General features: G+C 67.0%; 15 protein-coding genes. 6 read left to right on the forward strand and 9 right to left on the reverse strand.

Annotation, left to right across the window (positions count from 1 at the left end; genetic code table 11):
* Positions 1-32: 32 nt before the first annotated feature.
* Entirely contained in the window at positions 33-1,334 is a 1,302-nt protein-coding gene (locus BN976_RS19795) for an adenosylmethionine--8-amino-7-oxononanoate transaminase (protein WP_036373041.1), read from the reverse strand.
* A 23-nt stretch (positions 1,335-1,357) separates the two neighbouring features.
* On the opposite strand from BN976_RS19795, the gene BN976_RS19800 reads away from it, so the two are divergent.
* The 4 genes from BN976_RS19800 to treZ are packed head-to-tail and all read left to right on the forward strand — an operon-like array spanning position 1,358 to position 9,714.
* Positions 1,358-3,553 carry an acetyltransferase SucT gene (locus BN976_RS19800; RefSeq protein WP_036373043.1) on the forward strand — a complete coding sequence of 732 codons (2,196 nt, stop codon included), beginning with the start codon at positions 1,358-1,360 and terminating at the stop codon, positions 3,551-3,553.
* Positions 3,553-5,697 carry a glycogen debranching protein GlgX gene (gene glgX / locus BN976_RS19805; protein WP_036373304.1) on the forward strand — a complete coding sequence of 715 codons (2,145 nt, stop codon included), beginning with the start codon at positions 3,553-3,555 and terminating at the stop codon, positions 5,695-5,697. The genes BN976_RS19800 and glgX overlap by 1 nt, the downstream gene beginning before the upstream one ends.
* Before the next feature lie 2 nt (positions 5,698-5,699).
* Entirely contained in the window at positions 5,700-7,991 is a 2,292-nt protein-coding gene (treY, locus tag BN976_RS19810; RefSeq protein ID WP_036373045.1) for a malto-oligosyltrehalose synthase, read from the forward strand.
* A complete protein-coding gene (gene treZ, locus BN976_RS19815) occupies positions 7,984-9,714 on the forward strand; it encodes a malto-oligosyltrehalose trehalohydrolase (RefSeq protein WP_036373306.1) in 1,731 nt (576 codons plus the stop codon). The genes treY and treZ overlap by 8 nt, the downstream gene beginning before the upstream one ends.
* A 39-nt stretch (positions 9,715-9,753) precedes the next feature.
* Here the strand turns inward: treZ and BN976_RS19820 are convergent, their stop codons facing one another.
* On the reverse strand, positions 9,754-10,917 hold the full coding sequence (locus BN976_RS19820) for a helix-turn-helix transcriptional regulator (RefSeq protein ID WP_051558506.1): 1,164 nt from the start codon (positions 10,915-10,917) through the stop codon (positions 9,754-9,756).
* 339 nt (positions 10,918-11,256) lie between these two features.
* On the opposite strand from BN976_RS19820, the gene BN976_RS19825 reads away from it, so the two are divergent.
* Positions 11,257-12,120 carry a hypothetical protein gene (locus tag BN976_RS19825; RefSeq protein WP_133167811.1) on the forward strand — a complete coding sequence of 288 codons (864 nt, stop codon included), beginning with the start codon at positions 11,257-11,259 and terminating at the stop codon, positions 12,118-12,120.
* A gap of 9 nt (positions 12,121-12,129) precedes the next feature.
* On the opposite strand, the gene BN976_RS19830 is transcribed toward BN976_RS19825, so the two are convergent.
* Both BN976_RS19830 and ilvA read right to left on the reverse strand, forming a co-directional pair.
* The gene (locus tag BN976_RS19830) at positions 12,130-12,552 is read right to left on the reverse strand and encodes a DUF5946 family protein (protein ID WP_036373048.1); all 423 of its coding nucleotides are present in this window, start codon (positions 12,550-12,552) and stop codon (positions 12,130-12,132) included.
* Positions 12,552-13,841: a threonine ammonia-lyase IlvA gene (gene ilvA, locus BN976_RS19835; protein ID WP_036373051.1), complete on the reverse strand. Its 1,290-nt coding sequence runs from the start codon at positions 13,839-13,841 to the stop codon at positions 12,552-12,554. Before ilvA ends, BN976_RS19830 begins: the two co-directional genes overlap by 1 nt.
* A 181-nt stretch (positions 13,842-14,022) precedes the next feature.
* Between ilvA and BN976_RS19840 the strand changes: the two genes are divergently transcribed.
* Positions 14,023-14,253: a hypothetical protein gene (locus BN976_RS19840; RefSeq protein WP_036373053.1), complete on the forward strand. Its 231-nt coding sequence runs from the start codon at positions 14,023-14,025 to the stop codon at positions 14,251-14,253.
* Positions 14,254-14,271: 18 nt separating this feature from the next.
* On the opposite strand, the gene BN976_RS32150 is transcribed toward BN976_RS19840, so the two are convergent.
* The 5 genes from BN976_RS32150 to dnaE form a co-directional block, all read right to left on the reverse strand.
* Positions 14,272-15,081 carry an HTTM domain-containing protein gene (locus BN976_RS32150; RefSeq protein WP_133167813.1) on the reverse strand — a complete coding sequence of 270 codons (810 nt, stop codon included), beginning with the start codon at positions 15,079-15,081 and terminating at the stop codon, positions 14,272-14,274.
* A gap of 30 nt (positions 15,082-15,111) precedes the next feature.
* Entirely contained in the window at positions 15,112-15,612 is a 501-nt protein-coding gene (locus tag BN976_RS32155; protein WP_051558508.1) for a hypothetical protein, read from the reverse strand.
* Positions 15,612-16,445 carry a hypothetical protein gene (locus tag BN976_RS19855; RefSeq protein WP_036373055.1) on the reverse strand — a complete coding sequence of 278 codons (834 nt, stop codon included), beginning with the start codon at positions 16,443-16,445 and terminating at the stop codon, positions 15,612-15,614. Before BN976_RS19855 ends, BN976_RS32155 begins: the two co-directional genes overlap by 1 nt.
* Positions 16,446-16,529: 84 nt before the next feature.
* The gene (locus tag BN976_RS19860; protein WP_036373057.1) at positions 16,530-17,726 is read right to left on the reverse strand and encodes an MFS transporter; all 1,197 of its coding nucleotides are present in this window, start codon (positions 17,724-17,726) and stop codon (positions 16,530-16,532) included.
* The gene (gene dnaE / locus BN976_RS19865; RefSeq protein ID WP_036373059.1) at positions 17,723-21,271 is read right to left on the reverse strand and encodes a DNA polymerase III subunit alpha; all 3,549 of its coding nucleotides are present in this window, start codon (positions 21,269-21,271) and stop codon (positions 17,723-17,725) included. Before dnaE ends, BN976_RS19860 begins: the two co-directional genes overlap by 4 nt.
* Positions 21,272-21,321: the final 50 nt, after the last annotated feature.

Raw genomic sequence — 21,321 nt, forward strand, 5'->3', positions numbered from 1 at the left:
AACACGCCGGCGGGCCGGCAATTAAACACCGTTCAGGTTAGTGCACGCACGACCGCGAGCATCGCCGAGGTGATCTGGTCAACCTCGGCGGCGGTGCAGATATAGGGCGGCATCACATAGACGAGGTTGCGGAAAGGCCGGAGCCAGACGCCGTGCTCGACGGCCACCGGGGTCGCGACGGCAAGGTCGACGGGCCGATCCAGCTCGATCACGCCGATGGCGCCCAGGACCCGGACGTCGGACACATTCGGCATCGACGCGGCCCGCGCCAGACCGCACCGAAGGCCGTCCTCGATGGCGCGCACGCGGGCAGTCCAGTCGGTCGCGAGCAGCAGCTCCACCGAGGCCACACTCACGGCGCAGGCCAAGGCGTTGGCCATGAAGGTGGGGCCGTGCATCAGGGCGCCGGGCGGGTTGACGCTGATGGTGTCCGCGACGACGCGTGTGCACAGCGTCGCCGCAAGCGTCAGGTATCCACCGGTGAGCGCCTTGCCGACGCACATGATGTCGGGGCTGACCCCGGCGTGGTCGGCGGCGAACATCGCACCGGTCCTACCGAACCCGGTCGCGATCTCGTCGAAGATCAGCAGCACGCCGTGCTCGTCGCACAGCCGGCGAAGGTCGACCAGATAGCGCGGATCGTGGAAGCGCATGCCGCCCGCGCCCTGGACGACGGGTTCGACGATCACCGCAGCGAGTTCGTCTGCGTGCCGGCCCAGCTGGTCGGCGAATGCCGCGACGTAGGCCGGGTCGTAGTCCGCAGGAACCGGCGGCGCGAACACCTGATCGGCCAGCAGCGAGTTCTCCCCCGTCCACAACTCGTGCATGCCGCCCTGCGGATCGCACACGCTCATGGGGGTGAACGTGTCGCCGTGGTAGCCGCCGCGCCACGTCATCAGCCGGCTCTTGCGGACACGACCGGTGCTGCGCCAGAACTGCAGCGCCATCTTGACCGCGACCTCCACCGAGACAGAACCCGAGTCACTGAAGAACACGGTCTCAAGGCCCTCGGGGGTCACCTCGACCAGCAGCTGCGCCAGCCGCGCCGCGGGTTCATGGGTGAGTCCGCCGAACATCACGTGGTTCATCGTCGCCAGTTGCCGGGTGATCGCCGCGTCCAATACCGGGTGGCCGTGCCCGTGCACGGCGGTCCACCAGGACGCCATCGCGTCGAGTACTTCGACCTCACGGCCTTGGTGGACCAGCGTCAGCCACGCTCCGCGCGCGCCCACCGCGACGGTCGGCGCCAGCGCGGTGTCACCGATCGGACTGTACGGATGCCAGATGTGAGCGGCGTCGATGGCGCTGATCTCGGTAGGCGTCAACGCAGGCATCTTCGGTAGATTAGCCGTCGATCATGATGACCCTCGCCCCCGCCCGGCCGGCGTCCCCCACCGTTCCGGGCCCGACCCGGACTGCGTCAGTACCGCCAAGCGCCGGCATGGGAACCCGCACCAAGGGCTTCTATCGGCATGATCTCGACGGCCTGCGCGGAATCGCCATCGCGCTGGTCGCGGTGTTCCACGTGTGGTTCGGACGGGTGTCCGGCGGCGTGGACGTCTTCCTGGTGCTGTCCGGCTTCTTCTTCGGCGGGCGGTTACTGCGGGGTGCGTTGACTCCCGGCGTGGCGCTGCGGCCGGTACCCGAGGTCACCCGGCTGATCCGCCGACTGCTTCCTGCCCTTGTCGTGGTGCTGGCGGTGTCAGCGGTGCTGACGATCCTGATCCAGCCCGAGACGCGGTGGGAGGCTTTCGCCGACCAGAGCCTGGCCAGCCTCGGGTACTACCAGAATTGGGAGTTGGCCCGGACGGCCTCGGATTATCTGCGGGCCGGCGAGACGGTCAGTCCGCTGCAGCACATCTGGTCGATGTCCGTGCAGGGCCAGTTCTATATCGCCTTCCTGGTGCTGATCATGTTGTCTGCGTGGCTGTTCCGCCGGTTGCTCGGGAAACGCGCGCGGGCCGGTTTCGTCGTGCTGCTCGGCGCGTTGACCATCGCGTCGTTCGTCTACGCGATCATCGCCCACAACGCCGACCAGGCGACGGCGTACTACAACAGCTTCGCCCGCGCCTGGGAACTGCTGCTCGGCGCACTGGTGGGTGCGGTCGTTCCCCATGTGCGCTGGCCGATGTGGCTGCGCACCCTGCTCGCCGTCGTGGCACTGGCCGCGATCCTGTCGTGCGGCGCACTGATCGACGGCGTCCACGAGTTCCCCGGCCCGTGGGCGCTGGTGCCGGTCGGCGCGACGTTGCTGTTCATCCTGTCGGCGGCCAACCGCTACGCCGACCCTCACACCGGGGGACGAATCCCGGCGCCGAACCGGCTGCTGGCGTCGAAACCGTTCGTGGCGCTGGGCGCGATGGCCTACTCGCTGTACCTGTGGCACTGGCCGCTGCTGATCTTCTACCTCGCCCACACCGGTAATTCGCGGGTCACCTTCGTCGAAGGCGCGGTGATCCTCCTGGTCTCCGGGCTGCTCGCGTGGCTGACCACCCGCTACGTGGAGGAGCCGCTGCGCTCCCGCGGCACGGTGGCGGCCACCGCCCCGGTCAGCAAGGTCGCACTGCGGAAACGGTTGCGCAGACCCACCATCGTGCTGGGTTCCACCGTGGCGTTGCTCGGGGTGGCGCTGACAGCGACGTCGTTCACCTGGCGTGAGCACGTGACCGTGCTGCGGGCGAACGGCAAGGAACTGTCGGTGCTCTCGCTGCGGGGCTACCCCGGCGCACTGGCCCTCGTCGACAACGCGAGAGTGCCGGAGCTGCCGATGCGCCCGACGGTACTGGAGGCCAAGGACGACATCCCGGTCTCCACCACCGAGGGCTGTATCAGCGACTTCGACAACGTCGACATCATCAACTGCACCTACGGCGACACGGCGGCCACCCGGACCATCGCACTGGCCGGCGGCTCCCACGCCGAGCACTGGATCACCGCCCTGGATCTGCTGGGGCGCGCACACCACTTCAAGGTCGTCACCTACCTCAAGATGGGCTGCCCGCTCACGACCGAGGAAAAGCCACTGGTGATGGGTGACAACCGCCCGTATCCGAAATGCCGTGAGTGGAACGAACGGGTGATGCCCGAAATCATCGCCGACAAACCGGATTTCGTGTTCACCACGTCCACCAGGCCGTGGAACATCAAGCCAGGCGACGTGATGCCGTCCAGTTACGTCGGCATCTGGCAAGAGTTCTCCGACAACAACATTCCGGTGCTCGCCATGCGCGACACCCCGTGGATGGTGCGCGACGGCGACCCGTTCTTCCCGGCGGACTGCCTGGCCGACGGCGGCGATGCGATCTCGTGCGGGATCGAACGATCCGAAGTACTGTCGGACCACAACCCGACACTGGATTACGTCAAGCGGTTCCCGATGCTCAAGCCGCTCGACATGAGCGATGCGGTATGCCGCGCCGACCACTGCCGAGCCGTGGAGGGAAACGTGTTGCTCTATCACGACGCACACCACCTTTCTGCGACGTACATGCGCACCATGACCGATGAGCTCGGCCGTCAGATCGGCGCCGCGACCGGTTGGTGGAGCGACTGATGTCCTCGGCCGGGCCGTCCGCCCCCACTGTCTGGCCGGGTACCCCATACCCGCTCGGCGCCACCTATGACGGCGCAGGTACCAACTTCTCGGTGTTCTCCGAGGTCGCCGAGCGCGTCGAGTTGTGTCTGGTCGGCAAGGACGGTCGCGAACAGCGGATCGACCTCGACGAGGTGGACGGGTTCGTGTGGCACTGCTATCTGCCGACGGTCACACCCGGTCAGCGCTACGGCTTCCGGGTGCACGGTCCGTGGGATCCGGGTGCCGGTCACCGGTGCGATCCGAGCAAGTTGCTGCTCGATCCCTACGGCAAGTCGTTCCACGGCGACTTCGACTTCTCGCAGGCGCTGTACTCCTACGACCTGCGGGCCGACGACCTGGCCACCGGCGGGGTGCCACCGCAGGTCGATTCGCTGGGTCACACCATGACCAGCGTGGTGATCAACCCGTTCTTCCAATGGGGTTCGGACCGGCCGCCCCGCACGCCCTATCACGAGACGGTCATCTACGAGGCGCACGTCAAGGGCATGACGCAGACCCATCCGGGAATCCCGGAGGAACTACGCGGCACCTATGCCGGTCTCGGCCACCCGGCGATCATCGACCACCTGAAATCGTTGAGCGTCACCGCGATCGAGCTGATGCCGGTGCACCAGTTCCTGCACGATCACCGCCTGCTCGACCTCGGGCTGCGAAACTACTGGGGCTACAACACTTTCGGCTTCTTCGCTCCGCACTACCAGTACGCGGCCAACCGTAACGCCGGTGGTGCGGTCGGCGAGTTCAAGACGATGGTCCGCGAATTCCACGAGGCAGGCATCGAGGTGATCCTCGACGTCGTCTACAACCACACCGCCGAGGGCAACCATCTCGGGCCGACGATCAACTTCCGCGGCATCGACAACGCCGCCTACTACCGGCTGCTCGACGGCGATCTGCGCTTGTACAAGGACTTCACCGGCACCGGCAACAGCCTCAATGCCCGCCATCCACACACGCTGCAGCTGATCATGGATTCGCTGCGGTACTGGGTGCTGGACATGCACGTCGATGGATTCCGCTTCGATCTCGCCTCGACACTCGCCCGCGAGTTCTACGACGTGGACCGGCTGTCGGCGTTTTTCGACATCATCCAGCAGGATCCGGTCATCAGTCAGGTCAAGCTGATCGCCGAGCCGTGGGACATCGGCGAAGGCGGATATCAGGTCGGCAATTTCCCAGGTTTGTGGACCGAATGGAACGGGAAGTATCGCGACACTGTGCGTGATTACTGGCGGGGAGAGCCCGCAACCCTGGGTGAGTTCGCGTCCCGGTTGACCGGGTCGTCGGATCTGTACGAGGCGACCGGCCGACGGCCGAGCGCCAGCATCAACTTCGTCACGTGCCATGACGGCTTCACGCTCAACGATCTGGTCTCCTACAACGAGAAACACAACGAGGCCAACGGTGAGGACAACCGCGACGGCGAAAGCCACAACAGGTCGTGGAACTGTGGCGTGGAGGGGCCGACGGACGACGAGGAGATCCTCGCGCTGCGCGGCAAGCAGATGCGCAACATCATGGCCACCCTGATGCTGTCCCAGGGCACGCCGATGATCGCGCACGGCGACGAGATGGGCCGAACCCAGCGCGGTAACAACAACGTCTACTGCCAGGACTCGGAGCTGTCCTGGATGGACTGGTCGCTGTGTGAGACAAACGCCGACCTCGTCGAGTTCACCCGCAGGATGGTGAAATTCCGCAAGGACCATCCGGCGTTCCGGCGGCGCAGGTTCTTCGAGGGCAAACCGCAGAGCACCGGCGAGCAGATCCGCGACATCACCTGGATGAACCCGTCGGGCACCGAGATGACGCAGGAGGACTGGGGCTCCGGCTTCGAATGCGTGTCGGTCTTCCTCAACGGGGACGCGATCCCCTCCCCCGACGAGCGTGGGGAGCGCATCACCGACGACTCCTTCTTGCTGTGTTTCAACGCCCATGACGAGCCGCTGGATTTCGTCCTCCCCAACGCGGACTACGCCAAGGAATGGACGGGGGCCGTCGACACCACCCACCCAGAGGGCGCGAGCACCTTGGAAGTAGCTGCCGGGGAGACGATCTCGCTGCAACCCCGGTCACTGCTCGTACTGCGCAAGACGGCCTGACAATGGCCGTGCTCTCCACGTACCGGCTGCAGATGCGCGGACCGGCCAGCGGTGAGGCGTTCACGTTCGCCGACGCCGAGAAGCTGGTCGACTACCTCGCCGACCTCGGCGTCTCACACCTGTACCTGTCCCCTGTGCTCACCGCGGCCGAAGGCTCCAGCCACGGTTACGACGTGACGGATCCCACCACCATCTCCGCCGAGCTCGGCGGTCCCGAGGGTTTCGAACGCCTGGTGCACACCGCGCGCGCGGCGGGTCTCGGTGTTGTCGTCGATATCGTGCCCAACCACGTCGGTGTGGATGTCCCCGCGCAGAACCGGTGGTGGTGGGACCTGCTGACCCACGGCCGCGGGTCGCGGTACGCCGAATTCTTCGATATCGACTGGACGTTGGATCCGGACTGCCGAATCGTGTTGCCGGTGCTCGGTTCCGACAGCGATGTGGCGGATCTGGCGGTTGACGGCGACGTGTTGCGACTCGGCGACCGGACGTGGCCGATAACGCCAGGCACCGGGGACGGCACGGGTCCGCAGGTGCACGATCGCCAGCATTACAAGTTGGTCGGCTGGCGCAACAACGTGTGCGGATACCGCCGGTTCTTCTCGATCACCTCGCTGGCCGGCCTGCGCCAGGAGGACCGCGCCGTGTTCGACGCGACCCACGCGGAGGTCGCACGGTGGTTCAGCGAAGGCCTGGTCGACGGTATCCGGATCGATCACCCGGACGGACTGTCCGATCCCGCAGGGTATCTCGCCTGGTTGCGGAAACTCACCGGGCCGCAGGCGTGGATCGTGATCGAGAAGATCCTCGCCGTCGACGAGGCGCTGGACAGCAGCCTTCCGGTCGCGGGTACCACCGGGTACGACGCGCTGCGTGAGAGCGGCGGCGTGTTCGTCGACCCGAGCGGTGCAGAAACCCTGACCGCGCTCGTCGAGTCGGCGGGTATCCAATACTCCGCCACCGATGAGCAGGCGCGCGCGTTGAAGGTCACGGCGGTCACCGTCACGCTGGCCAGCGAGCTCGCCCGGCTGCGCCGGAGCGTCGTCGCCGCCACCGGGCGAGACCACGATCAGTTGGGTGACGCGATCGCCGCATTGCTGAGCCGTGTCGGCGTGTACCGGTCCGACTACCTGGCCCTGGCGGGGATCTTGCCCGTGGCCATCGCCGAAACCGTGTCGGCTGAGCCCGACCTGGCCGAGCCCCTGACGGTGCTCGCCACCGCGCTGTCGCATCGGGAGGTCGAGGTCCGGCTGCAACAGCTGTGCGGGGCGGCCACCGCCAAGTCCATGGAGGACTGCCTGTTCTACCGCGACGCCCGCCTGGTGTCGCTCAACGAGGTCGGCGGCGAGCCGGTCCACTTCGGGGTCGGCATGGCGGAGTTCCACCAGCGCGCCTCGGTCCGCGCGGCGCTGTGGCCGCAGGCGATGACGACGCTGACCACCCATGACACCAAGCGCGGCGAGGACGTCCGGGCCCGCATCGGGGTGCTCTCCCAGGTGCCGTCGCTGTGGGCCGAACTCGTGCGGGGTTGGCAGTTGACCACCCCTCCCCCGGATGTGACGACCGGACTGTTCCTGTGGCAGAACATGTTCGGGGTGTGGCCGACGGACGGTGTGGTCACCGACGAACTCCGGCGCCGCCTGCACGGCTACGCCGAGAAGGCCATCCGTGAAGCGGCCCTGCGCACCTCGTGGAACGATCCCGACGCCGACTTCGAGGGCGCCGTGCACAGCTGGATCGACGCGATCCTCGACGGGCCGGTAGGTACCGAGATGAGCGCGCTGGTCGCCCGACTCGATGCCCACGGCCGCAATGACGCGCTGGGGCAGAAGCTGATCGCGCTGACCGGACCCGGGATCCCCGACGTCTACCAGGGCACCGAACTGTGGGAGGACAGCCTCGTCGACCCGGACAACCGGCGCGCGGTGGACTATGACGCCAGGCGGCAGGCGCTGGCCGGTGCGGAGCACCCGAAGATGCGGGTGGTGCGTGCGGCACTGCATCTGCGCCGCGAACGGCCCGACACCTTCCTGTCGGGCGGGTACCGACCGCTGCTCGCCACCGGAAAAGCCGCCGAGCACCTCGTCTCGTTCGGGCGCGGAGACGACGTCGTGGTGGCGGCGAGTCGCTGGACCGTGCGTCTCGCCGAGACCGGATGGGGGGAAACCACTCTCGCCTTGCCCGACGGCACGTGGACCGACCGGCTGACCGGTGCGGCGCACCACGGTGAGGTGCGTGCCGCCGAGCTGTTCGCCAACCTGCCCGTGGCGTTGCTGGAGCGTGGCGATGCCTGAGCACGAGTTCGCGGTGTGGGCCCCGCGGCCGGAGCGGGTACGCCTGGACGTCGGCGGGACACTGCACCCGATGACGCGCGGCGACGACGACTGGTGGCGCGCGACCGTCGACGCCCCTGCCGACGCCCGCTACGGGTTCGTGCTCGACGACGACCCCAAGGTGCTTCCCGATCCCCGTTCGCCGCGGCAGCCCGACGGCGTGCACGAGCGCTCCCAGCTGTGGCGGCCGCAGGCCGATGCCTGGACCGACAGCGGGTGGCGGGGCCGCTCCGTCGAAGGCGCGGTGGTCTACGAACTGCACGTGGGCACCTTCACTCCCGGCGGAACGTTCGACGCGGTGGTCGAGAAGCTGGACCACCTCGTCGACCTCGGTGTCGATTTCGTCGAGGTGATGCCCGTCAACGCATTCGGCGGCACCCACGGCTGGGGCTACGACGGCGTGCTGTGGTACGCCGTACACGAACCCTACGGCGGTCCGGACGGGCTGATCCGGCTCGTCGACGCCTGCCATGCCCGTGGCCTCGGCGTGCTCATCGACGCGGTGTTCAACCATCTGGGACCGTCCGGCAACTACCTGCCCAAGTTCGGGCCCTACCTGTCCAGCGGCTCCAACCCCTGGGGCGAGTCGATCAACATCGGCGACGCCGGCGCCGACGAGGTGCGTCGCTACATCCTCGACTGTGCGCTGCGATGGATGCGGGACTTCCACGCCGACGGCCTGCGCCTGGACGCGGTGCACGCGCTCGTCGACACCACCGCGATCCACATCCTCGAAGAACTCTCTGCCGAAACCGACGCGCTGGCCGACGAACTCGGACGCCCGCTGTCGCTGATCGCCGAGAGCGACATGAACGACCCGAGGCTCATCACCCCGCGCGAACACGGCGGCCTCGGCATGACCGCACAGTGGGACGACGACATCCACCACGCGATCCACACCGCGGTATCCGGTGAACGGCAGGGCTACTACGGCGATTTCGGGACACTGGAGACATTGTCAGAGACGTTGCGGCACGGGTATTTTCACGCCGGTAGCTATTCGTCCTTCCGCCGCCGCAGACACGGTCGCCCGCTCGACACCACGGCGATACCGGCTACCCGACTGCTGGCCTACACCCTGACCCATGACCAGGTGGGCAACCGGGCCGTCGGTGACCGGCCGTCACAGAACCTGACCAGCGGCCAGCTGGCCGTCAAGGCGGCACTGGCACTCGGATCGCCCTACACGGCAATGCTCTTCATGGGTGAGGAGTGGGCGTCCTCGTCGCCGTTCCAGTTCTTCAGCTCCCACCCCGAACCCGAATTGGCCAGGGCCACCGCCGAAGGCCGCAAGCGGGAGTTCGCCGAGCACGGTTGGGATGCCGACGAGATCCCCGATCCGCAGGATCCGGAGACGTTCGAGCGTTCGAAGCTGCAGTGGGATGAGGTCGGCATCGGGGACCATGCCCGGCTGCTGGAGTTCTACCGGAGCCTCATCGCCCTGCGGCACACCGAGCCGGACATGGCCGACCCGTGGCTGGACCACCTGAAGATCGACTTCGACGAGAATGCCCGCTGGTTCGTGATGCACCGCGGCGCGCTGGCGATCGCCTGCAACCTCGGCGCCGATCCCGTCGACATCCCGGTCACCGGCGACGTGGTGCTGGCTTGGGACAAGCCCACGGTCGGCGTCGACGCCACCCGGGTGGGCGGGCATTCCGTCGCAATCCTGCGGCATCCGTGAGAACGGTTCTCAACCCGAGCGAGACCGCGCACCTCGGCGTCAGGACCCGGCGCGATGCCGACCCCCGCGCTCTTCCGGGCGCCGCGTCGCGGCCAACCCGCCGATCAGGAGCCGGACGAGCTCGGCCTGTCGATGCGTTCCGGTCTTGAGGAACACGTGCTGGAGGTGGCTACGGATAGTTGGCAGCGACAGCGACATCTCGTCGGCGATCGGTCGCAGTCCACTTCCCCCGAGCACTCGCCGCGCCACTTCGGCTTCTGTTTTGGTCAATCCGTAGAGGCGTCGCAACGTATCCGCCTCGGGTTCGGGTTCACGCTCGGGATCGGCGATCACGATCAATGCGCTCTGTGACGCCATGTCGGTGGAAACCCCAGATCCGAGCGGGATGACACGCGCCACATAAGGGCGTCGCCCCGACGGGCGCGGGATCGCCAGACATCCGCCCGCCGCGACGTCGGCCGGCCCGCCGACCGACGCCTGGTACACCATGCGGCCCAGTGTGCTGTCGGCCCGTTCGCCGGTGGCAACGAGATGTCCCGAACGTACGCCCAGTCCGTCCGCGGCGGCCACCATCGCCGCGGCCGCCGGGTTCATGTGGACCACCCGACCGTCACCACCGACGATCGCCACGCCATCGGACAACGAGTCGAGCGCTGCGATGAGGTCCGCGTTTCGGCGGTCGAGATCGGTCAGTCGCACCTGTGTCCGGATTGCCTGCTGCAGATGGCCAACGAGAGCTTGCACCAAAGCGATCCGTTCGGGTGAGCCGAACGGATCCGCTGCGGTCTTTGCGGCAACAGCGAGCCATGCCATGCTGTCACGCCCTCGAATCAAGACCGAACCAAGGCCATCTCCATAGTCGTTGGGAAGCGACCAGTCGTTGTAGAACTCGCTGCCGGCGAACTGCTCGGGAGTCGCGAGGAACTTGAAGGGCAGAGCACGCCCGGCCGGCATGCTCTTGAGAGCGGCGACGACGATGTCCAGCTCGCCGTAGTGGTCGTTGTAGGCCATCACCGCGGCCGGGTCGGCACCGGCTGACCTGGAGGTGATCACGTTGCGCTCGCGATCGGTGATCAACAATGCGCAGCCCGTCGCGCCCAACACCGACGCGATCTCGTCCAGCGCGACCGCCCAGTTGTCTGGTTGCACCGCAGCGTCATAGATCGACTGCACCAGTCGCGAGTAGTGGTCAAGAGCAATCATCCGCGCGGCCCCTTTCAGGGCATTCGGTCACCGAATTTTAGCGCTTGCCGACCTCCACTGCTCGGGTAGCCGACTACCCCTGCGCGGCCGAGAAATGGTCCGACGGAACCGAACCGCGCCGCCGTCGTCACAGCAGCAGCCTCCCGTCAACACATGCCCCCGAATGTGAGGAATTGGTATTGGATGCAGTAGACCGTCAACACGGTTCCAGATCTCATCTGTTCGGATGAGGCCCGGCGCGCACCACCGTGATGTGATTCGCCCATGACCTGCTCGAACGTCAGTCAGTCGGGGGGACACCGACGAATATGCCTATCCGACAACTCAGAGGAAGGTGTCATGACCACAACACGAAGGGCGCGCAGCGCAAGCGTGGCGGCGGGTTTACTGCTGGCTTCTTTCATGGCAGCACCGGTGGCGCACGCCGATGTACTCGCCGACCTCAGGGGCACCGTCACCGCCGACCGCCTCAAGTACGGGCCGTCCTGTCCGCCATTGAGATACAACAACGTGCTCCAGGACATCGGTTTCGCCCAAGGGCAGTTCGTTCCCGACACTGCGAAGAGCCAGGGGATGATCGCCTCGTATCCGGGGGAAGTGCGGTCGTTCATCGGTGTCGGTGATCCCATGGCCGCAGCACGGACCAACGCCTACGAGAAGGGCGCGGGAAGCCTGATAGGCAACTGCGCATGGACCGAGTACGGCGTGAGCTTCATCCGTTACGAGCCGACCGAAACCGACTGGGTGGGCATCGTCTTCGGCAAGCCGTCGGGAGTCACAACGCCGCCGTCGGGCCCGGGTACACCCGGAGGAGGCCAAGACCCGGCACCGGCCGGTACACCGGCACCACCGCAGATGAAGGCTTGCCCGCCGGGAGGACTAAAGCCGGAAGTCCCGGCCGGAGAACAGTGCCCGGCACCGGCGAACGCGGTACGGGTCTCGTTCGTGCGGGCGCCCTTCCAATGGACGGTGAATGTCAAGAACAACGCGGGTATCGGCGGTAGCTGCAGTTACGACGCCCGCTCGACATCCGGTGCGACCGGAGCCAGCAGGGAGTTCGACATCGACCCCAACGGGAGCACGACCTTCCAGGTGCCGGCTCCGTTGCCCTTCACCACCTATCACGTGGTGACGTCATGCACAGGCAGCTACGACGGTCGGCAGGTCGAGTTCGGCCACGACGAACAGGACGTGTCGCTCTGACAGGCTGAATCACCAGTCGCAGCCCTGCGAAGTGCGTCTCACCGCCCGGGCAACCGCTTCGGCCCACCTCCTCACCGAGGTGCGGTAGGAATCGGCTGTCGTCAGGTCGACGTCACCGATCGACGATGGCCAGAAGAGTTCCGGCGGCACCGGCGCGGACTCCTCGCCCCGCCGGGCCACGCGGCGTGGGCCGTCGGTCCACCGACGGATGTCACGCTTGGCGGATTCGCCCGGGGCCCGATCGAGGTGGCGCAGCAGGAAATCGACTGTGCCCGCGACGTTTTCGTCGAGGTAGCGGCTGTGCTGCAGCATGTACGCACCGACGGTGAGGTGGTGCACGACACCGTAATCCGGGTCGGCAAAGTCCCGGTCCAGGCACTCCTGGAATTTCGCCTCGCACGCCTCGACGCCGCAGTGCGGGCAGGCCGCCATCAGGTCAGATAGCGGTACGTCGGCGAACCCGGCTCGAGCAACTCGACGTGACATTCCGAGGTCTGCATCCGGGCGAGCAGGCCCTCGAGGTCGGACGCCGAACCCATCTCGATGCCCACGAGCGCCTCGCCGGTCTCGCGGTTGTTGCGCTTGACGTATTCGAACAGCGTGATGTCGTCGTTCGGGCCCAACACCTCGTCGAGGAACCGCCGCAGGGCGCCGGGCTCCTGCGGGAAGTCGACAAGGAAGTAGTGCTTGAGACCCAGATGCACCAGGGATCGCTCCAACACCTCCCCGTAGCGGGAGACGTCGTTGTTGCCGCCGGAGATGAGGCACACGACGGTCGAGCCGGGCTCGATGTCGGAGTCGAGCAGCGCGGTCACCGACAGCGCACCCGCCGGCTCGGCGATGATGCCCTCGTTCTGGTAGAGGTCCAGCATCGCGGTGCACACCGCGCCCTCGTCCACCGTCGTGATCGACACCATGTCCCCGGCGGCCGACAGGGCCGCGAACGGCAGTGCTCCGACGCGGGCGACCGCGGCGCCGTCGACGAACTGGTCGACAGTCTCGAGCGTCACAGGCTCACCCGTCGCCAGCGCCGCCACCAGCGCCGCCGCTCCGGCGGGCTCCACGCCCAGCACTGACGTCGTGGCGGTGCGCTCGGCGAGATAGGTGGTCATACCGCTGATGCAGCCGCCGCCCCCGACGGGGACGATCACCAGATCCGGCTCCTGCCCGAGCTGGTCCAGGATCTCCACCGCGATGGTGCCCTGGCCTGCCATCGTGCGCAGGTCGTCGTACGGCGGCACCAGCGTGGCGCCGGTCCGGGCGACGTCGTCCAGCGCGGCCTCGGCGGCCATGTCGTAGGTCTTGCCGCCGACGATCAGCTCGATGAAGTCGCCGCCGTGGTAGCGGATCCGGTTGCGCTTCTGTTTGGGGGTCTTGGCCGGCACGTAGACGCGCCCGTGAACGCCCATCGAGCGGCAGGCCAGCGCGAAGCCCTGGGCGTGGTTGCCCGCCGACGAGCACACCACCCCTGCGGCCTTCTCCTCGGCAGTCAGCTGCATGAGCAGGTTGTAGGCGCCGCGCAGCTTGTAGGAGCGCACCGCCTGGAGGTCTTCGCGCTTGAGGTAGACCTGCGCGCCGGTGATGGCCGACAGCCGGTCGCTGAACTGCAACGGGGTCTTGGACACCACGCCCGAGATTCGCCGAGCCGCCTCGTCGATGTCCGCGGCGCGCAACGGCGCCGCGGGATCGATACGGGGAGTCTGGCTCAGCTCAGTGGACACCGGACCATGGTGCCACCAGACCCCTCTCCAGCGGAAATGGGTTCAGCCGACCGTGGTGAGCAGGATCACCGGCTCGCCCACGGGTTGAGGTGAGCGGCATGTAGCCAGGCTAGACAAATCGAGCCGCCACAAACCAGGTTGCGGGTGGCCGAAATCTTTCTTGCGAGTTATCGTCATCAGTGTGACGACCGCCGAACGTTTCCGCGACGCCGCAGCCCATCCGGCCGCGACGGTGTCGATCGCGGGGGTGCCCTGGCCCACCTACAAGGTGGTGTCCCTGCTGGTCGGGCTCGTGGTCTTCGGTGTGGTCGCGGTGGCAACGACGGCCGCAGCCCCCGCGGTACTCAGCGGCGCGGGCACGGCCACGCTGGTCTGGCTCGGCCTGGGGCGCTACAGCACCTCCCGGCGCTGACACCGTCCCGGGAGTTCCTCAGAGCCACCCCGCATGCAGTAGGTGGTGGGCGTACGCCACCGCGGGATAGGTGGCGGTGAACGCGAGCAGGAAGCCGTTGAGTCCCATCAGCACCGCGGTCGACGCGTGGAACAGCACGCCCACCGCGAGCAGGCCCCACATGGCACGCTGATCCACGAACAGCACCGCGACGAATCCCATTTCGAACAGGATCACCGCCCAGCAGGCCGCCAGACCCAGCAGCGGTCTGCCGGTGAGAAATTCGCCAACCCAGCGAGTCCCGTAGATCTTGGTCGTCATGATCCCGCCGAGGGCCGATCCGTCGCGCCATGCCGGACCGGCCAACTTCGCCACCCCCGCCACGACATAGGCGAGCACCGCCTGCGCCGCAACGTAGAGGACCGCGGCGGTGGCTGCCAGTGAATCCTGCGGTACCACAAGGAAAGCGGTGGCGCCGAGAAAGACCACCACCTGCATGTGATCAGACCCGTCCAACCCGAACGTGGTTCTGCGCTTCATCAGCAGCACCAGTGCCAGCACGGCCGCAGACAGGGCGGCCAACAGCGGCCGCGGCGGTGACCCTGCGATCGTGAGTGCCACGACGGAGAGTCCGGCAGCCAGCTTCGCGACCAGCAGCGCGGCGAAAGCCCGCGGACGAAACAAGAGGTCGGCCAGTTCCTGCACGCTGCGCAGCCGTGCCCTACGTCGAGTGAAGCGCAGCACGGACCAACTGAGAATCCCCGAGTCGGAGAAGACGTCGAGACGGTACAACTCCTCGGCGGCCGACACCGCGACCCCGACGGAGGCGATGAGGAGAGCGGCGTACATCGCAGTGCTTGCAGAATCCATTGTGCAGTCTCACAATCGGTGCAACTCAGAGCAGAACGCCATCCGGGCCGGCTCGTTCGGACAGCTGCCCATGATCATGAACCCGGTGGCCACCGCACCGTCGAGTCGAGGGATGCCGGCGATGTGGTTGAGGATCAACAGATACGGCGTCGACAGCTTGAAAAGCTCGGTGTGCTCGGCCTGGTCGTAGGGAAGCCTCGTGACGACGTCGTGCAGCGCCTTACGCAATCTGCGGGAGGGATTCCACAGGCAGGTCCACGGGCTCCGGTAGGCGTCCATCCGGTCCACCACCCGCCACGCGCTGACCTGACCGTCGGGGTAGACGTCACGGTAAAGCAGGTAGAGGTTCTGCGTTCCGGGGACGGGCGCGAAGAACGTCCACTGCGGCACCAGGCCCACCGCATGCAGAGCATTCACCACCGCCCCGTTACGACCGGCGTTGTGCAGCACGGTGACCGTGAGAAGCACTCCCGCCGCAGTGATCACCACGGCGTCGACGACCGCGGACATCAGAACCCGTGCTGCTCGAAGACTTCCCGACGCACCGCCAGCAGTTCGCGGGCGGAGGCCAGCGGACCCAGCGTGTCGAGTTGCGCTTTCGACAACCGGATCTGGTCGAGCTTCTCCCCCATCTTCTCGCACCCGCCCGCGCACGTGACCAGCGCGACGACGATCGCGACGAGGGCGCCGGTGGCGATCGGGCAGATGGTGGCCTCGCCGATGTTCAAACCGGTCATATCGGCCGGCACGGCCTCGACCGCGAGCTTCTCGATCTCGGACAGATCCGGTGGAACTTTGACGACCAGGGTGCTGAAGTCTGCGTCGACCGAGTTCTTCTGGTGCTGAACGAATCGGAAGTCGCCGTCGTTGACTGCCCCGCCGTTGTACGCGAACCCGATGGCGCCGTAGGCATCCCCCTGCGGCAGCGTGAGCTTGCCGGCGAGTTCTTTGTCGCCGTACATCACGTCGAAGTACATCGGACTGTCCAGCAGGATCTGGAATCCCTCGTCGAGAGAGGCGACGGGGTGGCGCTTCATCTCCCGCGCCGCTTGTGCGCTGAGGCGGCGGAGGGTGTCGTCGTCACCTGCTGCGTAGGCGTCGGCCAGGTCGGCGATGACCTTCGATCCGCGCGGCGCCCAGAACAGCATGATCGAGCCCTTTACCGGGCTCAACAGATAGTCCTTCCGGCTGCCCGTGAAGTGGGGAACGGTGATGATTGTGTCGGGTCGGCTCTGCCGGGAGATCCGCCGCGACTGGTCGGCGCGCAGCTTCCACAGGTGTTGCGCAAGACCGGGCTGCTCGAACTGGTGACGGATCTGGTCAATCCTGGTGGGGCGTGGCATGGTTTTCCTCCCGTTGGCGTGCTGGTGGACCGAGCGTGCGTCAACGGGACGCGGGATTCTTGAGTAGTCGACTACTCGACTTCGTTACCGGGCCACCCGCCGCACCACCGGAAGCACCGCCAACGCGATCGCCTGCACGCCGATCACCACCCCGACGAGCAGCGGGACCGACTGCCCGTACAGGTACCCGGTGAGCGCGCCACCGGCCGCCGCCGCGCAGCCGAGCACCGCCGCGTAGATGCCGTAGGCCGTGGCGCGCCGTGCCGGTTCGACGAGATCGGCGACAACCGCGCGCAGCGTCGACTCCTGGATGCCGACCGCCGCGCCCCACACCAGTGCGCCCGCGACGACCGGGACGAGGTGGTCGTTGAAGGCCAGCGCCGGGACGAGTCCGGCCATCACCGGCAGCGCACCGAGCACCACCGCACCGACCTTGTCGTAGACCCAGCCTGTGGCGAGCGCGGCAAGCGCGTCGGCGACCATCGCCGCGGCATAGATCACCGGCACCACCGCGACGTGCACGACTCCGCGCTCCACCTGATGAAACGACAGCACCCCGAAAGTGGTGAACCCCAACATCGTGGCCGCCGAGAAGCCCGCGTACATCCAGAACGAGCGCGGCAGTGACCGCAGGAAACTCACGTGCGCAACGGGTTTCGTCGACGACGCAGCCTCGACCTCGTAACGGGCCGGCTCCGGCACCCGGACCCGCAGCCAGGCCAGCAGCGCCAGCACGCCGACGCCGGGGACGGCGAGCAGCGCCAAGGTCGGCGCGTAGTCGCCGCCGAAAACCACAAGCATCGCCGCCACCGCCAACGGACCTGCGACAGCGCCGATCTGATCCATCGCCTCGTGGACGGCGAACCCACGGCCGCGGCCGGTGACCGCGGTGGCGTGCGACAGCAGCGTGTCCTTGGCAGGGCTGCGCACTGCCTTGCCGACGCGCTCGGCGATGATCAGCGCGGCTGCCGCCCACAGCACGCCGACCGCGCCGAGGAACGGCACCGTGACGACGGTCAGGAAGTAGCCGCCGATCGTCCATGTCCAGAACCGGCCGGTGCGGTCGGCCAGCGGACCGGAGACCACCCGCAGGATCAGCGCCGCCGCCTCGCCGACACCGGTGACGACACCGACCACCACGGCCGTCGCTCCCAGCGACGCGAGCAGCGGCCCGGTGATCGAGCGGGCTCCTTCGTAGACGATGTCGGCGAGCAGGCTGACGACACCGAAGGTGGTGACGAACCGCCACGCACTGAGCCCGACACCGGGCGTGCCGGTCATCCGCCCAGACAGCCGGGGCCCAGCAGCTCCTTGAGGTCACCCATCAGCGCCGACGACGGGGTGACCCGCAGGGACTGATCCAACTCCAGCGTGGTGATGCGCTCACCGCTGATCAACCGCAGATGCACCTGGGCGGTGCCGGGGTGCCGGGCCAGCACCTGCTTGAGCGCCGTCACCTTGTCGACGGTGCACTGCCGCGTGGGCAGGCTCACCGCGACCGGACGGTTCACGTTTGCGCTCGAAAAGTCGGGAACCACAAGCTCGTTGGCGATCAAGGAGATCCGATCGTCGCGGATGGCCACCTTGGCTCCCACCAGAACCACCACGTCGTCGGCGATCTCGGCACCGAACATCGAGTAGGTCTGAGGGAAGAACAGCACCTCGATGCCGCCGGTGAGGTCCTCGATCTGCGCCGACGCCCAGGGCAGGCCGTTCTTGTTGACCCGGCGGTTGACCGAGGCCAGGATCCCGCCGACACGGACCTGGGTGTCGTTGGCCACGTCCCCGTCGAGGATCGCCGGGATCTGGGTATCGACCTGCGCGGCGAGCAGATGCGCGACCCCGTTGAGGGGGTGGCCCGACACGTACAGGCCGAGCATCTCCCGTTCCAGGGCGAGCTTGTGCTTGTCCTCCCACTCCTCGTCGGGCACCTTGATGGTGAACGCGGAGTCTCCGGCGTCCGCGCCGGAACCATCTGCGCCGCCGAACAGATCGAACTGGCCCATCGCCTCGGCCTTCTTGGTGCCGAGCACCGAGTCGACCGCGTCGGTGTGCACCAGGAACAGGCCCTTGCGCGGGTGGCCGAGGGAGTCGAACGCCCCTGCCTTGACCAGCGACTCCGTCACCTTCTTGTTGCAGGCGGCGATGTCGATCTTGTTGAGGTAGTCGGAGAAGTCGGCGAATTTGCCCTTCTCCTTGCGGGTCGCAACCAGCGAGGACACCACGTTGGCGCCGACGTTGCGCACCGCGCCGAGACCGAACCGGATGTCATCGCCCACCGAGGCGAAGTTCTGCACCGACTCGTTGACGTCGGGCGGCAGCACCGTGATGCCGAGGCGCCGGCAGTCAGCCAGATACACCGCGGCCTTGTCCTTGTCGTCACCGACCGAGGTGAGCAGACCAGCCATGTACTCGGCCGGGTAGTTGGCCTTCAGGTAGGCCGTCCAGTACGACACCAGGCCGTAGCCGGCGGCATGCGACTTGTTGAACGCGTACCCGGCGAACGGAAGAATGGTGTCCCACAACGCTTTCACGGCCTTCTCGGAGAAGCCGTTGGCCGTCATGCCCTCCTTGAAGCCCTGGTACTCGGCTTCGAGTACCTCGAGCTTCTTCTTGCCCATGGCCTTGCGCAGCGCATCGGCCTTGCCCATCGAGTACGAGGCGACCTTCTGGGCGATGAACATGATCTGCTCTTGGTAGACGATCAGGCCGTAGGTCTCGCTGAGGATGTCCTTGAGCGGCTCTTCGAGTTCGGGGTGGATCGGTTTGATGGCCTGGCGGCCGTTCTTGCGGTCGGCGTAGTCGTTGTGGGCGTTCATGCCCATCGGACCCGGACGGTACAGCGCCAGCACCGCGACGATGTCGTTGAACTCGGTGGGCTGCATGCGACGCAGCAGGTCGCGCATCGGCCCGCCGTCGAGCTGGAAAACACCCAGCGTGTCCCCGCGGCCGAGGAGTTCGTAGGCCTTGGGGTCGTCGAGCGTCAACGACTCCAGATCCACGTCGATGCCACGGTTGGCCTTGATGTTCTCGATGCAGTCACCGATGATCGTCAGGTTCCGCAGCCCGAGGAAGTCCATCTTCAGCAGGCCGATGGCCTCGCACGACGGGTAGTCCCAGCCGGTGATCACCGCGCCGTCCTGCGGGCGCTTCCACAGCGGGATCGCGTCGATGAGCGGTTCCGAGCTCATGATCACCGCGCAGGCGTGCACACCGGCGTTGCGGACCAGGCCCTCCAGACCGCGGGCGGTCTCGTAGATGGTGCGCACATCGGGGTCGGTGTCGATCAGGGCGCGGACCTCGGCGGCCTCTTTGTAGCGCTCGTGGGTGGGGTCGGTGATACCCGACACCGGGATGTCCTTGGCCATGATCGGCGGCGGCAGCGCCTTGGTGATTCGGTCGGCGATCGCGAAGCCGGGCTGGCCGTAGTGCACACGCGCCGAATCCTTCAGCGCCGCTTTGGTTTTGATGGTGCCGAAGGTGATGACCTGGGCCACCCGGTCGCTACCCCACTTGTTGGCGGCGTACCGCAGCATCTCGCCCCGGCGACGGTCGTCGAAGTCGATGTCGATGTCGGGAGCCGACGGACGTTCCGGGTTGAGGAACCGCTCGAACAGCAGACCGTGCGGGATCGGGTCGATGTTGGTGATGCCCATCGCGTAGGCCACCAGCGATCCGGCCGCCGAACCACGGCCGGGGCCGACGCGGATCCCGACGGAGCGGGCGTAGTTGATGAGGTCGGCGACGATCAGAAAGTAGGCCGGGAAGCCCTTGTCGCAGATGACCTTGATCTCGTACTGGGCGCGGTCGATGTACTCCTGCGGTACGGGCGCACCGTGGAAGCGCCGCTCCTGCAGACCCGCCATGACCTCATGCGTGAGCCACGAGCCCTGGTCGTGGCCCTCGGGCACCGGGAAGATCGGCATCCGGTCCTTCGGTGTCCACACGTCGGCGTAGGACTGGACCCGTTCGGCGATCAGCAGCGTCGAATCACACGCGCCCGGCACCTGACCGTCCCACAGCGCCCGCATCTCGGCGGCCGACTTCAGGAAGTAGCCGTCACCGTCGAATTTGAATCGGTTGGGGTCCGACAGCGTCTTGCCGGTCTGGATGCACAGCAACGCCTCGTGGTTCTGCGCGGCGTCGCGGGTGACGTAGTGGCAGTCGTTGGTGGCCAACGGCGGGATGCCGAGCTTCTGTCCGATGTCGAGCAGGCCCTCGCGGACACGGCGCTCGATGTCGAGGCCATGGTCCATCAGCTCGAGGAAGAAGTTCTCCGGTCCGAAGATCTCCCGCCATCTGGCGGCGGCCTCAAGCGCCTCGCGGTCATGGCCGAGCCGCAACCGGGTCTGCACCTCACCGGACGGGCACCCGGTGGTGGCGATGATGCCCTCGGCGTGCTCGGCGATGATCTCGGCGTCCATCCGCGCCCACTTGCCGAGCTGCCCCTCGAACGACGCCAGCGACGACAGTTTGAACAGGTTGCGCAGGCCGGTCGCGTTCTCGGCGACCATCGTCATGTGCGTGTACGAGCCGCTGCCGGACACGTCGTCGGACTTCTGGCTGGGGTCACCCCAGAGCACGCGCTTGGTCTCGAAGCGTGAAGCCGGCGCGATGTAGGCCTCGATGCCGATGATGGGCTTGATCCCGGCGTCGGTGGCGGCGTTGTAGAACTCGCTGGCGCCGAACATGTTTCCGTGGTCGGTCATGCCGATGGCGGGCATCTCCAGCCGCTGCGCCTCGGCCAGCATCGGCTTCACCTTGGCGGCGCCGTCGAGCATCGAGTACTCGGTGTGGTTGTGGAGATGCACGAATGACCCGCTCATAGGGGAGCCAGTCTATGACCGCCCACCGACAGCGCGCGGCGTGTCGTGCT

It is taken from the genome of Mycolicibacterium austroafricanum (assembly GCF_000612725.1).
Taxonomy (GTDB): domain Bacteria; phylum Actinomycetota; class Actinomycetes; order Mycobacteriales; family Mycobacteriaceae; genus Mycobacterium; species Mycobacterium austroafricanum.